This window comes from Bythopirellula goksoeyrii, assembly GCF_008065115.1.
In the GTDB taxonomy this organism is placed as follows: Bacteria; Planctomycetota; Planctomycetia; order Pirellulales; family Lacipirellulaceae; genus Bythopirellula; species Bythopirellula goksoeyrii.
Genome location: NZ_CP042913.1, coordinates 5,632,878 through 5,647,254 on the forward strand (window position 1 = coordinate 5,632,878; position 14,377 = coordinate 5,647,254).

Consider the following 14,377-nt stretch of genomic DNA (forward strand, 5'->3'; position numbering starts at 1 on the left):
CACTTCGTCATTCCCGCACAGGCGGGAATCTAGTTTAAAACGGTTGCAATGAAGTTTTGGTGCTCCGCCTGCGCGGGGATGACTCGATTGGGGATGAATCCTTCACTCCAATGCTAACTTCGCAAAATTCTCCATTGAATGACGGGCCAGACTGCACTAAATTGCAGACTCTTGTAGTGGAGCCTCTTCCGCTACCGCATGTTTTGACCAAATTAGGGTGCGGTCTACCCCCAAGTGGCCGCGGAGAGAGTGGATGGCACCTTCGATCAAATTCACCGAGCAACTCCAGGTGTTTTGCGAAATCGCCAGCCGGATGGCCAAACACGAAGAAGCCGATGCCCTCCTGTTTTTGATCGAGGGGACAATTGACTGGCAGAAACTCCGAGACGCTACAGGCAAACACCATGTCATTCTGGCCAGCGACCGCAAACAGCACCTCTCCAAAGCCGAAGACTTTGACTTCGACACGGTCGAGCTCAACATCCCCGACAGCCCGGTCTACGAGCGGCTCACACAGGCCTTGCTCGAAAGCGTTGCCGACGATCTGTTGACCCCCGGGGCAACGGTCATCGCTCTCTACAGTGGCTTTGAAGTCGGGGTGATCGATTCGATGAGTGTGGTAAGTCTGGACGAGCATCTGGGCCGTCTGACCGTTCATGACCTACGGCAACTGGAAACGCGAGTACCGCTGGACACCCTCAAGACCACAGTGGACTTGGCCGTGGACATTGGCCGTGAAGGTCGCGAAGGGAAACCGGTCGGTACGTTGTTCGTCGTGGGCGACCATCGCAAGGTGCTCAAGCACTGTCACCCGCTGGGCTTCGACCCGGTGCGGGGCTACAACATCGACGATCGCCGTATGGAAGACACGAAAGTTCGCGAGTCGATTAAGGAGATCGCACAGCTCGATGGGGCATTTGTGGTCTCCTCGGATGGGACGATCATCTCAGCCTGCCAATACATCTCCGCCCCCGCTGCCGAGATTACGCTGAGCAAGGGCCTGGGCTCCCGTCACTGGGCCGCCGCCGCCATCAGCCGCGCAACCGGAGCAGTGGCCATTGCCGTGAGCGAATCCAACGGCACGGTGCGCCTCTTCCAAAACGGCGAAGTGATGCTCCGCATCGAACCCTTCCGCCGCGCGATGAAGTGGAAAGATTTTGAATACGACCCGCCGAGCGCGGGGGACTGAGCGGCACGGCGCTGTTGAGCAGGACTCGGCAGGCGCGTCGCGGCTAACAAACCGAGATTTCGCGAGAAAAACCCCTGTTTCCGTCTTCCCTCTAGCTTTTTTCTCTCTTGCTGCCAATAATCGTTAATGCGCTAACGAATTTTCCCCTTCCCCCTCGATTGGCCTTCCCGTGCTGGAATACGACTTTGAAGAGAGCCTCGGTTACTGGCTCGTGATGGCCCATCAGGCCTATATGCGGGCTTTCAACGAAGAACTTGCGCCGCAGGGGATCACGTATCGACAGGCCCAAGTACTCGCATGGCTTGCACTGGAAGGCCCGCTGGCACAAGCCGACCTGGCCAGTCGCATGTTGATCGAACCTCCCAGCCTGGTGGGGACTCTTGATCGGATGGAGGAGAGCGGGCTTATCGAACGACAAGCCTGTCCGAACGATGGTCGGAAAAAACTAGTCCACCCCCTCCCTGCGGCAGACGAACTATGGGAGCAAATTGTAGCGAGCGGCAGACGCATTCGTGCGCAGGCTTCAGCCGGTTTGTCAGATCGCGAACTTGCCATACTCAAGCGTCTCTTGGGCAAAGTTCGTGCGAATGTTTCTACCCAGTCCCCAGTGAAATGTGCAAGATGAATCAACACTTTGATCCCTGGTTGTCGAGCATTGCCCTGGCACTCTGCCTAGTTGGTCTTGGTCAGCCTGCTACTGCTCAGCCCCCTGGCGGAGAACCACCCCCGTCAATCATTGTTGCCGCGCCGGTCGTGGAGCAATCTGTGGCAGCGGAGCAAACGTTTGTAGGAACGGTAACACCGAGGCGCATTGCCACGATTGGTAGTGCGGTGAGCGGCCGTGTAGTTGAAGTCCCCTTCGAGGAGGGAGACCGAATCGAAGCCAAACAACCTTTGGCTCAACTGCTGACTGACACGATCACGCTTGAAGTCGCGGGAGCCGAAGCCGAATTGCGTTTACGAAAAGAACAGCTGGCGGAATTGGAGAATGGGAGTCGCCCCGAAGAAATCGCCCAAGCCGAGGCGCGGATGGCTGCCGCGGCGGCTCGGCAAGATTTTCTTGACGGCCGCTACGCCCGGATGCAGAGCTTGCGCAACACCCGTGGTGCAGTGACAGAGGAAGAAGTCGAAGAAGCCAAAAGCCAGTCACTCGAAGGCCAACAGATTTATGCCGAGATGCTGGCGGCATACGATCTGGCCGTGGCAGGGCCTCGTGAAGAAGTCATCGCTCAGGCACGTGCCCAGGTTGCGATCCAAGAAGCCCTCGTTGAAAAACTTAGCGACCAGCTCCAAAAGCATACGATCATATCTCGGTTTCCCGGGTATGTGACTCAGAAACTCTCCGAAGCGGGTCAGTGGGTCAATCAGGGAGATCCGGTTGCCGAAGTCGTTGGCATCGATGAGGTCGATGTCGTGGTGCAGGTAGTCGAAGGCGATATTTCCTTCGTTCGTCCAGGACAGGAAGTGCGCGTGGAGATCCCGGCGATCCCCGATCATGAATTTTTCGGCAAAGTCGTGGCCACGATTCCTCAAGGCGATGTCCGTGCCCGCACCTTCGCTGTGAAAATTCGCGTGCTGAATGAAATCAGCGAGGACGGCCCGTTGATCCTTGCTGGAATGTATGCCCGCGCCGCCCTACCCGTCGCTAAGACACTCCAGGCCATTCTGGTCCCCAAAGATGCCGTCGTATTAGGTGGGCCCCAACCTATCATCGCTGTCATCGAAGGAGCAACGTCCAAGGGTGAAACGGGGACACCGGTTACGGTGCCAGTGCAACTTGGAACGTCGCAAGGAAACTTGATTCAAGTGACGGGAAACGTAAAACCGGGCCAGATGGTCGTTGTCCAAGGAAACGAACGACTCCGCCCGGGACAGAAGGTGGTAATTGGAGGTATCGCGGGGGAGGAGAAATAGGCCGCGGATGAACGCGGATTTGGCTGATTGACGTGGATTGTTGGTATTAATGACTAAGGCTTCGAATTTCAAATCTGCGTATATCCGTTTAATCAGCGTTCATCGGCGTCCCATTTCTTTCCAAGCACTTGTGTTCGTAAAAGTCGAATCGCACGAGACCATTCATGCAACTGGTTGAATCCTTTGTTCGCAATCCTGTAAAAATCTCCGTGGGAGTGCTGTTGACGGCCCTCTTTGGGACGATTGCGCTCACTCGGCTTCCCTTGCAACTGACTCCGGAGGTCGATACGCCGACGATTACGATCACGACCCGCTGGCCAGGGGCTAGCCCGAAAGAGGTCGAACAGGAAATCATTGTCGAGCAGGAAGAACAGCTCAAAGGGGTCGAGGGTTCCAGCAAACTCTCCTCGGAAAGCTCCGACTCGCAGGGAGTGATAACGCTGGAGTTCAACGTGGGCACCGACATGGATCAGGCCCTGTTGAAGGTGAATAGCCGGCTGAACCAAGTCCGTGAGTATCCCGAGGATGCCGACCAGCCAATCATCACGACCGCGAATTCATCGAACTCGCCGATTGCGTGGTTCATTCTTGGCTTGAAACCCCCTTCAGCAGAGGAAATAAGGGCTTTTGCCGCCGATCATCCGGCAATCAAACAGGAACTTGAGCGTTGTGCACAGACTAGCAATCCAGGACTGCTACTCCACCGACTACGCTCGCTGGCTTTGGAGCATCCTGAGGTAAGCGAGTTGCTACCGCCACCAGATTTGGATCCTACCAAGCTAAGGCGCTTTGCCGAGGATGAAATTGAAGCACGTTTCGAGCGCGTGGCGGGTGTTTCCCAGTCGAACGTGATTGGCGGGCTGGAAGACGAGATGCAGATTGTCGTCGATCCAGAAAAACTGGCAGCCCGACAGATCACGCTCACCCAGATGCGAGATGTACTGCGGAGCCAAAATAAAGACACCTCGGCAGGCGATTTCTACGAAGGGAAACGCCGCTGGGTAGTGCGCTCGCTGGGCGAGTTTCGCACGCCAGAGCAGGTTGAAAACCAGTTGCTCGCGGTTCGCGATGGGGCTCCTGTCTTCGTCCGCGACGTGGCGACTGTCCATTTGGGATACAAGAAGCCTGACGGCGTAGTGCGACGTTACGGTGGTTCGAGCATCGCCGTGAACTGTATACGTGAAACGGGTGCCAATGTTCTCGACATCATGGCTGACCTTCGTGTTGTGACTCAAGAATTGAATCGCGACATTCTCAACCCGAAGGGCTTGATGCTTGGCCAGGTGTACGACGAAACCGAGTACATCAATTCGTCGGTTAACTTGGTGCAAGAAAACATCTTCCTAGGTGGTGCGTTGACGATGATCGTGCTGATGTCGTTTTTGCACCTGGGCTATCGCACCCTTCTCGTGATCCCGGCCATTTTGGCGACTTCGTTGGCGGCTGTGTATCTCTCACCCTGGTGGTTTGCGTTGTGCTTGGCACTGATCATCGGCAGCGGCTTCTGGTTTGCCCGAGGGGCGCTCGTAGTGGGTTTGGCTATTCCCATCAGTATCATCGGCACGTTCTTGGTATTGGGCATGTTGGGCCGCTCGCTCAACGTGATTAGTCTCGCCGGCCTGGCGTTCGCCGTCGGAATGTTGGTCGATAATGCTATCGTGGTGCTCGAGAACATCTACCGCCGCTATTCGCTCGGCGAGTCTCCTGTGGAAGCTGCCGCGAACGGAACCGAGGAAGTCTGGGGGGCCGTCGTTTCTTCGACGCTCACGACGATCGCCGTTTTTCTTCCCGTGGTTTTCATCCAGGAAGAAGCGGGGCAACTTTTCCGTGACATTGCGTTGGCAATCAGTGCGGCAGTGGCACTCTCGCTGTTGGTGTCCGTGACGGTGATACCAACGGCTGCTTCGCGCTTGTTTCAAAAAAGGCGTGAGGAGTCGCCGCGCGATCCAATAAACAATGGCGCGCTTGATAACACGCCAATATCGCCTAAGAAACAGGTGGCCGTTGTACGCTTGATTAATGCGCTTGGTGCCAAGTTCAACGGATTCATCGTCGGATTAAACCGTTGGATTCAGGGGAGTCTCCTTCGCCAGATCGTGACAATCGTTCTGTTGATTTCCTTCGCCCTCGGTCTCAGTTGGCAGCTTTGGCCGCGAGTTGAATACCTCCCCAGCGGCAACCGGAATCTTGTCTTCGGCATTATCCTTCCTCCTCCTGGTTACAACATCGATCAATTAATGTCGCTTGGCGAGATCGTAGAGTCCGAGTTGCAACCGTATTGGGACGTCGACGAGGATTTCGATGACAGCAATTCGGAAGTTCCCACAATTGCCGATTTCTTCTTCGTCGTACGTGGTCGCTCCGTTTTCCTGGGATTGCGCGCCAAAGACCCGCTACGAGCTGGCGAGTTTGTGCCGCTGATTTTTCAGGTTGGCAAGAAGCTTCCCGGCGCGATCGCCGTTGCCAAACAATCGAGTCTCTTTGAACAAGGTCTTGCCGCGGGGCGCACGATCGATATCGAGATCACGGGACCAGAAGTTGAAAAGCTTGTGCAACTCGGTGGACAAATCTTTGGCCAAGTCATGGGAATGATCCCCAACGTACAAGCCCAGCCGAAGCCCAGCCTCGATCTTTCTAGCCCCGAAGTACATATCAAACCACGTTTATTGCAAGCCGCCGAGATGCAGGTAAGCTCTTCCGAACTCGGCTTCACTGTGGATGCGCTGGTGGATGGTGCGTATGTGAGTGACTACTTCCTCGAAGGCAAGAAAATCGACCTCACTCTCAAGGGGGAGGACAAGTATGCCGACCGCACGCAGTTGGTCGGCGCGGTCCCCATTGCAACTCCGTTGGGGCAATTGATTCCACTCAATGCGCTAGCCGATGTAACGCTAGCCAGTGGCCCCGAACAACTCAATCATCGCGAACGGGTGCGCGCGATCACAATCTCTGCGTCACCCCCTCCAGAAATGCCTTTAGAAGAGGCGATGACGATCATCCAGACACAGATCGTGCAGCCGATGCGTGAAGGGAATCAACTCGACGGGGGCTATCGCATCGCCCTGGAGGGAACCGCCGACAAGCTCCGAGAAACGTGGCTGGCACTTCGCGAGAATATCATCATCGCCCTGCTGATTACTTACCTGTTGATGGCGGCCCTGTTTGAATCGTGGCTCTATCCGTTTGTGATTATCCTGAGCGTGCCCCTGGGGGCAGTCGGCGGGATTCTTGCCCTGCATGTTCTCAACTACTTCGTGCTTCAACCGCTTGACGTGCTGACGATGCTTGGCTTTGTGGTCCTTATCGGCACTGTGGTGAACAACCCAATCCTGATCGTGCACCAAGCGCTCAACCATATCCGGTTGGATGGCATGACTCCGCGAGATGCTGTGCTCGAAAGTGTCCGCACGCGAATTCGCCCAATCTTCATGACGACAACCACCACGACACTTGGCTTGTTGCCCCTGGTCGTTTTCCCCGGGGCAGGTAGCGAACTCTATCGTGGCCTGGGTAGCGTCGTGCTGGGGGGACTGATTTCTTCTACCTTGTTTACACTGATTCTCGTGCCGACACTCTTTACGGTTACCTTATCGGCAAAACAGTTGGTCACCCGCGGCGAGAAAGGCGAGGATTTGGCGGATGAGGTCGAAGAGCTTCCGCCTCAGTCCGCAGCAGTGGAGGACGAGTTGGAAGTCGGGGCTGGAGCAAATTAATAACTTGCATTTCCGTTGTGTCCCAATCGGCTCAAATAGACCAACCCGCCAAGCATTCCCAACAGCAATGTGCCGGGTTCCGGTATGGTAGCGACACGAAAGCCGACGGTGCTGCTTTCGAGCGATGCAGCGAAAACGCGGAAACTGGAAAACCGCATGTCGCTATTAAAATGATTCCACGATCCGCCGCGGGCGACGCGATCTGAGACGTTAAAAAGCATCTCGGTCCATTCAAACACATTGCCTGCCTGGTCTTTTGTACCATAAGGGCCTACCGTAATCGGATACTCTCCCACATCAGTCATCGGATAGGTTGGTCCACGGGTGTATCCTCCACTGTTGTTGACGTGATTGGCTGAATTGCCGATATCCGAAGTCGGCAACAGATTGTTTGGCGGGGTATCGCTCTGCGTGGGGTAGTCCCAGTAGTTGCCGGTCACGCCATCATTCTTGTGGTAGGCTGACTTGTACCACTCGTCCTCACTGGGAAGAAACCATCGGGCACCAGCGTTGCGTGTGATGCTGGCCCCGTTGGACGGAATTGGTGTGCCCCCTAGTAGCGTATAGGCACCCGTTTCTGTGTTACCACTACCTTGACCATTGTGTAGCCAGTTCGTGAAGCGAATGGAGTCGTACCACGACACATACATGACGGGTTTCTTGGCATAATCATACGCGCCAGATTGGCCGGGCGACTTGACGGAATAGGAATAACTGCCGGAGGAGCCGCTGCGTAAGATTCCTCCCTTCAATTCTGTCGACATCTCTGTCCTGTAAAGGCCGTAGGGATCCGATGCAGCGACGGCATTGAGAAATTCTACATATTGGGTATTGGTAACTTCCTTGGTGGCAATGCGGAAATACTTGGCAACTGATCCGCGGCCATTCGCATCAGGTGGATTATTCACATTGCCAACCAATGCCGTATCAATGGTCGCAGCTTGCGAAGATGCGGTCATCACCAGTAAGCAGTAAGTAGCCAGCCAGTGCACGGGTCCTGTAATGCTCATCAGCCATACCTTTCGAAGAGAGTTGTCAATCAACGCAGGAGATTTCTCAACAACTATTTACTTTACCAAGCGGGCAATTCCTCAGCCCACAATCGAAAAAAGCCACTGTTACTCTGCACTTTTCGCGCAGACCATCAGTGGCTCTTCAAGTGGCTCGAATTGTTGATAAACACATTAGCGTTCCCCCCAGAAGCGAACCGAGACAAGCTACATGATAAACTCTCTCTCAACCGAAAACAAGTCGATTGAACTCTGTTTAGCAATCCACACGCGTGCTGAAGCAGCAGAGAAATCTGGTTATCTTAAATATCGGTTCTAAAAAAAACCGCGATCGGCAGTCGCGGCTTTATGTCGGAGAGTATTGTTAGTTCATACTTAACGCTGAGCCGGATGCCTGGGACAGTAGCACTGGCGAATACTCTAAACCTTTTAAGAGCCGCGATACGGCATCGTACTCGGCTCGAACTGTGGGGACCTTGTCTCCGCCGCGGGCGAGCATTTCTTTGTAGAGAGTATCGCGGAACTGGTCGCACGCCTGAGAGAGTTTGGTTCGTTCTATCTCAGGTACATAGCTACCATAGGCAGCGATGCGAGCCATCACGCGTTCCACTTCCTGGCGATGCCGGGCGAATCGGGGGCTGGCAGCCATAGTAGGCCAGTAGACGGTTCCCGTTTCCCAATCCAGGTCGAAGTCGGTCAACTGGTATTCAAGCGCTTCTTGCAGTTCCAACATTCTATTCACCTGGCGCAACTCAAGCGTATGGAGTTTGCGTGCGATTCGGTCAGAATGGTAGTGATCTCGACGAGTATCTTTGACAGCAAAAGCCGTTCTCACATGCTTCACTTTGTTGTCGAGATACTTGGAATAGGCATCTTCGCCTATGGATGCGGCTTGGGCACTCTCAAGTTCATAGTTACCTAAAGCCTGAACCAAGACGGCACTCCCCCGTAGCACTCCCTCGGCATACGTCGAGGAATGCCGGTGAAATGCCTCGGGAGGTGCGTAGGGAAACGAGGCATTGGTACTCGGCGAGAGGTGTTCAGTACTCTCTTGGGCCTCGCCGGAGTTGGTGAGTAGAATAGACGTAAGTGTGGCGGCTAGTAGGGAAAGTGTGTTTCGCATGACGGTTCTCCTGTTTTTTGGCGTTGAACGGAGCAATACTTGGCGTCTCACCCTATTAAGCGTAGAAGGCGTTCGAGAGAGACAAACTTTTTTCAGAATTTTCTCCACTCGCGGCAATAGTGCTTAAAACTCGAGGGAAATTGCAACAAACTCTTCTTTCGCTCATCTTTTCGATTTATCATGTGCCAGTGGCGAGTCGGACGCTTCAGCATCTGGCAGGACCAGCACCCGGCAAAATTGCGACCTTTGGAAGCCTAGGCGAATGTCCGATACCCCTTCGGAAGTAACTGTTCTGATCCGCCGCGCCCAGGAGGGGGATCCGGACGCCGGTCCGCAACTATTGGAGGCTGTCTACCAAAAGCTGCATCAGATGGCCGAGAAGAAATTGGCCCAAGAGCAAGAGGGCATTACCCTACAGGCAACCGTTCTGGTCCACGATGCTTATCTCCAGTTGGTCCGGGCGGGCGAAGCGAATAACCTAAACGACCGTAAGCATTTCTACATCGTGGCCGCCAAGGTGATGCGGCGAATGTTGATCGATCGGGCACGCAGCAGACGAGCCCTCAAGCGGGGTGGTCACGATTGGAAACGTTCTGCCGTAGAAGTCGACCACGTCGCAGATTCGGGGGACAACACCGACGTTCTTGCATTGCATGAAGCACTCAAGAAGCTGGCCCTGCTCGATCCTCGGCAAGCAGAGATTGTTGAAATGCGGTATTTTGGAGGTTATTCGGTCGAAGAGACTGCAGATCTGCTGGGAGTCTCTAGCAGCACAGTGAAACAAGACTTTGCCTCGGCGAAGGCTTGGCTCTATCGCGAATTGACACGAGGTTGATGATGCCAGACACGCGCTGGGATGAAGTCAAACAGCTTTTCAACGAGGTGGTATCGCTTGCTCCACAGGATCGCAAAGTGTTTCTTGAAGAACTAGCCCAGAGATCCTCCCACTTGCATCAAGAAGTGGTTGCCCTGTTGACCTCGCATGAAGCAGCCGACAAAGGGAGTTTTCTTAAGAGCCTCAAGCACAAGAATTCAGCCGACTTGGAAGAGACCATCAGCCTGGCTAACCTCCCTACACTGGATAAGAACGGAGAGGGCGAAGATGCTCTCTCGATGAACACGATGTCCACAGCAGCACCTATCGAGGAGTCTTCCTACATTGGTGAACTTGGCGACTATAGTCTCATCGAACAACTCGGTCGCGGCGGAATGGGGGTCGTATATAAGGCTTATCAGAAAAAACTCCGCCGCACGGTTGCCTTGAAAGTGATCGGTTCGGGAAGCCTGTGTGCTCCCGAGGACATTGCCCGCTTCCACATCGAAGCCGAGGCCGCCGCTCGACTCAACCATCCGGGCATCGTACCCGTCTACGACGTAGGAGAGCACGAGGGAACCCACTACTACTCGATGGAATGTGTCGAGGGGGATAGTCTGGCAAAGTATGTTGGTGCCAACAATCCGCGACTCGATCCCCGGCGTGTCACCCAGATGATTGAGAAAGTTTGTCGCGCAGTGCAATACGCCCACGATCGTGCCGTGATTCATCGCGACCTGAAACCAGCCAACATCATGGTCGACAAGGAAGGGCAGCCTCGCTTGACGGATTTCGGACTGGCCAAGGTCCTGCAGGAAGAGGAAGGCCTCACCATGACGGGCCAAGTGATGGGGACACCCAACTACATGGCCCCAGAGCAGGCGAAGGGGCAAGTCGACCAGATCTCGAACCGCACTGATGTCTACTCCTTGGGGGCGACATTGTATGCCCTGCTCTCCGGTGCACCACCATTCGTGGGCAAGAACTTGATGGAGACGCTTCGCAAAGTAGAAAGTGCCGCACCCGAGCCACTCAGCTTCCACGGCTCTCCGGTGCCACTCGACCTGTGGACGATCTGCGAGAAGAGCCTCGCCAAGCGGCCTGAGGATCGCTACGAATCAGCAGGTGCCATGGCGGATGATCTCGAGCGTTATCTTTCAGGATTCCCCATCGCTGCCAGGGCTGTCGGACCTTGGATGCGATTCTATCGTTGGTGTCAACGAAACACGCTCGTCGCTGCGTTGATAGGCGCTGTGATGGGCACGATGCTTGTCGCCACGATCGTCTCGATCAGTTTTGCCATCCAAACCAAGTCAGCACTCCGCAGGGCGGAATATAATCGCGGGCAGCTGGAAAGAGCTTTAGACGACGCTTTTATCTCAGTCAGTGAAAACGATCTCTCTGACGAACCTGGCACCCAACAGGTCCGTCGCAGACTGCTCACCATCGCAGAGAAGTATTACGATGAGCTCAGTAGCACCGACCAGATTTCACCAGCCTATGTAGCCAATGCGGCATACCTGCTGGGCAGAGTCCAGTCCTCACTCGGCATGGACGAAGAAGCCGAACAGTCTTTCAAGAAAGCGATCTCTTCGCAAACCGGCCTGGCGCATAAACCAGCAAGCACAATCGATTCCCGGATGGCACTTGCCGCAACTTATAATGAGTTGGCCAAACTAGGAGAAAAGGCCTGGAATGTTCGGCTCGACGAAGCGAATGAAGTTGCCCAAGCTGGCCTGCACTCATGGCGCGAGCATTCCCAGAATTGTCTCGATTGCCGTACTCAGGCGCTGGCAGAGTCCCCCAACCGACGCGACCTGAAGAGACTCGAGGCCAACGCCAAGATGAATCTGGGTTTGAGCCATGTCGCCCAGGGTCGCGAGAATCCGCAGGGCACCGACTTCGCCGAGGCCGAGCGACTTCTGCAAGAAGCTAACGAAACCTTCCGCGAGCTAAACGAGCAAGCGGAGAATGATCCACTCGTACAAAAGGATCTTGCCCGTGGGTTGGCGGCGTTGGCCCGCCTGCGCGATGCCGAAGCAGAGGCTCTGGCGAATTCAGATCCAGAAGCCTACGAATCACTACTCCGCAAATCTCTGGAACTCCGCTCCCAAGCAGCCGAAACAATAGCCTCGCTTCCAGTCGAATCGGTATCCGCCGAGACTCAGATGATGTTGGCCACAAGCTATCAGCTCTGTGGCGAAAGCCACGTGCAGTTGGGAGAGTTCAATGAAGCGGTAGCCGCTTACAAGAGCAACATGCACGTGATGCAGCAACTCTTGATGACCAATCCGAGTGTTTTCAAATACCGCGAGGGAGTGGCAAGAGCCCAGTTCATGTTGTCGCAACTCCTGTTTGCGCTGCAAGACAATGAAGGCTACGACTATACGGTCGAATTCCACCACTCGTTGGTCGACGGGCTGGCAATCGATCCCGAGAATGAAAAAGCAGCAGACCTGCTCTACGAATATACGACTGCAATCGCAGATTCCCTCGCTCAAGCAGAGCTTGTTCCAGAAGCTGTCGAGGCACTCAATCACGCCAGAAACTTGCTCGTGGATCTACAAATCCTAGGAGGTGACCGAAGTATCATCGAGAACACCATCGAGCGTCTCGACCGTAAGATCGAAGAGCTTCAAGGGTTGGAGTCAACGACGTAGGCGAGCAGATTCTCCCTAGCCAGACCAACACCTTGGTCCGGGGAAAACCCGGAGGCAGATGTGCCTCCGGCTAGGATTGCTTCGAACCCTTGTGCTAGCAGCCTTCATAATCCCATCAGACGGCAAGTTTTTCTAAATCCTCAATCTTTCCCTAACCGATACCCACTCAAGACGCACACTTATGTTCTCGGGGGGGAATCTTAATGTTAGTTCGATCGTTTGACGTCCAGCTTTCGCTGTTGGCACTCTTGATAGGTGGTTTCACAGCCACACCGTCTCTTGGCCAATTGCCGGCACGCAGTTTTGCTCCACAGAGACAGCAAAACTACTCCGATGTCTACGACGCCTCGTTTTTCTCCACCGGCAGCGATCTGAATCAGGCGATGCCTGTCCAGTTCCAATCAGGTGCCCGGGCAACTGGTTCCGGAAGGACCTCTGCCAGACAAGCATCGCTCAGCGGCAGTGGCCAGCGTACTCCGCAATCATTTGCGATTCGTCTGGCCCGTGCTCCGAACATGATGGGCGATCTTGTCGGTCAATCCTATGACATGGCCGAGATGGACTTCTTTGTTGGTCGTTCGGTTCATCACATTACCTCAGTGAACGATTTTCACCTCATTGATGAGACCGGACCGAAAGTCCTCTACGTGGGTGGACCGGGAGGAAGCTCGCCAGGGTCCTTTTTTGTGCCTGGGCCCACTCCGCCGGCTCCCGATCTGGTCGAAGGGTTGAGCAGCAACATCCCTGGAATATTTCGTGCGGAAAGTACCTTTGATGATTTCGTAGACGTTTACAATGACGAGCTCGATGTCACACCCGATATTTCTGATGCTCTGGTCTACAACATCATTCAAGAGCACGAGATCGTGCTTCCCAACCCGGCTGCTGCCGATTTTGTGGGTCGGGTCCGCATCCAGGACAACAACAGCCCGTTGCCCAAAGATCGCGTCTACTTCGACTACAACTATTTCCACAATGTTCCGCTCAATGCCACGGGAGTCGATGTCAATCGTTTCGCCCCTGGGTTCGAGAAAACCTTCCTCAACAAGATGGCCTCGATCGACGTTCGGGTTCCGATGGCGCAGACACTTGATAGCACGATGCTGGCCGACGGCGTAACTGATATCTCCAACACAGAGTTCGGCAACCTCGCACTCATCTCCAAGTTTCTGCTTACATCCACAGATACATGTGCCCTCGCCGCTGGTTTGGGCTTGGCAGTCCCCACAGCAGACGACATGGAGGTCAACCTATCCAACGGCACGGAACTCATCGAGGTTGAAAACGACTCCACTCATCTATTGCCTTACATTGCTGCCTTGTACACGCCAGAGCGGAGCAACACCTTCGTGCTCAGTTATCTGACTCTGGATTTCGACAGTACAGGCAACGACGTCCTGGCCAATGTGAATGGCACTGGCCTGGAAAAAGTAGGTGTCTTACAAGACCAGCACCTGCTTACTTTTAGCTTTGCCATCGGGAGCTGGTGCTACGAGAACTATGCCCCCGGCAGCATGCTCAAGCGGATTGGCTGGTCCATGGAAACGCATTACACCACAACACTCAACGACTCGGACACTATTGTGGTGGATAACTTCCAGATCGGTACTCCTGGCCAAGACCTCGATTTGGTGAATGAGGTAGTCGGTGGCCACGTGCTGATTGGCAAGACCCTTTTCACCGGCGGGTATGCCGTTCCTTTAACTTCCGCCGACCGGGTATTCGACGGCGAGCTGCGGTTCTTTGCCAACCGGTTCTTCTAAAACCCTAGCGTCGCTTCGCTAACTCGCTCTGGCCGGGAACTGGATGTTCTCAGCGGTTGCTGAGACTCGAATTGTCGAGCGCTGGCACAATATCTGCGAAAATAGGCCTACTTGGATCGCTTCTCAGACTCGGGTACAATCGCAACACCACTCGGCTCTCATTCTCAGTGAAACTTAAGTTTTGTGAGGAC

9 protein-coding genes are annotated in these 14,377 nt (G+C 54.6%); 7 read left to right on the top strand and 2 right to left on the bottom strand.

Annotation, left to right across the window (positions count from 1 at the left end; translation table 11 throughout):
* Positions 1 to 253 precede the first annotated feature (253 nt).
* The 4 genes from Pr1d_RS22240 (at position 254) to Pr1d_RS22255 (ending at position 6,816) form a co-directional block, all read left to right on the top strand.
* A complete protein-coding gene (locus Pr1d_RS22240) occupies positions 254 to 1,189 on the top strand; it encodes a DNA integrity scanning protein DisA nucleotide-binding domain protein (RefSeq protein WP_148075587.1) in 936 nt (311 codons plus the stop codon).
* 169 nt (positions 1,190 to 1,358) lie between these two features.
* Positions 1,359 to 1,814 carry a MarR family winged helix-turn-helix transcriptional regulator gene (locus Pr1d_RS22245; RefSeq protein ID WP_148075588.1) on the top strand — a complete coding sequence of 152 codons (456 nt, stop codon included), beginning with the start codon at positions 1,359 to 1,361 and terminating at the stop codon, positions 1,812 to 1,814.
* Complete coding sequence (locus Pr1d_RS22250; RefSeq protein ID WP_148075589.1) at positions 1,811 to 3,103, top strand: efflux RND transporter periplasmic adaptor subunit; 1,293 nt, start codon at positions 1,811 to 1,813, stop codon at positions 3,101 to 3,103. Before Pr1d_RS22245 ends, Pr1d_RS22250 begins: the two co-directional genes overlap by 4 nt.
* Positions 3,104 to 3,267: 164 nt before the next feature.
* Complete coding sequence (locus tag Pr1d_RS22255; RefSeq protein WP_148075590.1) at positions 3,268 to 6,816, top strand: efflux RND transporter permease subunit; 3,549 nt, start codon at positions 3,268 to 3,270, stop codon at positions 6,814 to 6,816.
* Here the strand turns inward: Pr1d_RS22255 and Pr1d_RS22260 are convergent.
* A complete protein-coding gene (locus tag Pr1d_RS22260; protein ID WP_148075591.1) occupies positions 6,813 to 7,826 on the bottom strand; it encodes a formylglycine-generating enzyme family protein in 1,014 nt (337 codons plus the stop codon). The genes Pr1d_RS22255 and Pr1d_RS22260 overlap by 4 nt on opposite strands.
* A gap of 364 nt (positions 7,827 to 8,190) precedes the next feature.
* Positions 8,191 to 8,949 (bottom strand): hypothetical protein, encoded by a 759-nt coding sequence (locus Pr1d_RS22265; RefSeq protein WP_148075592.1) that lies wholly within the window; start codon positions 8,947 to 8,949, stop codon positions 8,191 to 8,193.
* A gap of 262 nt (positions 8,950 to 9,211) precedes the next feature.
* Between Pr1d_RS22265 and Pr1d_RS22270 the strand changes: the two genes are divergently transcribed.
* From Pr1d_RS22270 to Pr1d_RS22280, 3 genes are all read left to right on the top strand, one after another.
* On the top strand, positions 9,212 to 9,784 hold the full coding sequence (locus Pr1d_RS22270) for a sigma-70 family RNA polymerase sigma factor (RefSeq protein ID WP_148075593.1): 573 nt from the start codon (positions 9,212 to 9,214) through the stop codon (positions 9,782 to 9,784).
* Positions 9,784 to 12,423 carry a serine/threonine protein kinase gene (locus tag Pr1d_RS22275; RefSeq protein ID WP_148075594.1) on the top strand — a complete coding sequence of 880 codons (2,640 nt, stop codon included), beginning with the start codon at positions 9,784 to 9,786 and terminating at the stop codon, positions 12,421 to 12,423. Before Pr1d_RS22270 ends, Pr1d_RS22275 begins: the two co-directional genes overlap by 1 nt.
* Positions 12,424 to 12,626: 203 nt before the next feature.
* Positions 12,627 to 14,186, top strand: coding sequence for a hypothetical protein (locus tag Pr1d_RS22280; RefSeq protein WP_148075595.1), 1,560 nt, complete (start codon positions 12,627 to 12,629; stop codon positions 14,184 to 14,186).
* Positions 14,187 to 14,377 lie beyond the last annotated feature (191 nt).

What these genes read in the sequence shown, in the direction of transcription:
- Pr1d_RS22240 (WP_148075587.1), top strand. Translation starts at nt 254, where the DNA reads ATGGCACCTTCGATCAAATTCACCGAGCAACTCCAGGTGTTTTGCGAA.
- Pr1d_RS22250 (WP_148075589.1), top strand. Translation starts at nt 1,811, where the DNA reads ATGAATCAACACTTTGATCCCTGGTTGTCGAGCATTGCCCTGGCACTC.
- Pr1d_RS22255 (WP_148075590.1), top strand. Translation starts at nt 3,268, where the DNA reads ATGCAACTGGTTGAATCCTTTGTTCGCAATCCTGTAAAAATCTCCGTG.
- Pr1d_RS22260 (WP_148075591.1), bottom strand. Translation starts at nt 7,826, where the DNA reads ATGAGCATTACAGGACCCGTGCACTGGCTGGCTACTTACTGCTTACTG.
- Pr1d_RS22265 (WP_148075592.1), bottom strand. Translation starts at nt 8,949, where the DNA reads ATGCGAAACACACTTTCCCTACTAGCCGCCACACTTACGTCTATTCTA.
- Pr1d_RS22270 (WP_148075593.1), top strand. Translation starts at nt 9,212, where the DNA reads ATGTCCGATACCCCTTCGGAAGTAACTGTTCTGATCCGCCGCGCCCAG.
- Pr1d_RS22275 (WP_148075594.1), top strand. Translation starts at nt 9,784, where the DNA reads ATGATGCCAGACACGCGCTGGGATGAAGTCAAACAGCTTTTCAACGAG.
- Pr1d_RS22280 (WP_148075595.1), top strand. Translation starts at nt 12,627, where the DNA reads ATGTTAGTTCGATCGTTTGACGTCCAGCTTTCGCTGTTGGCACTCTTG.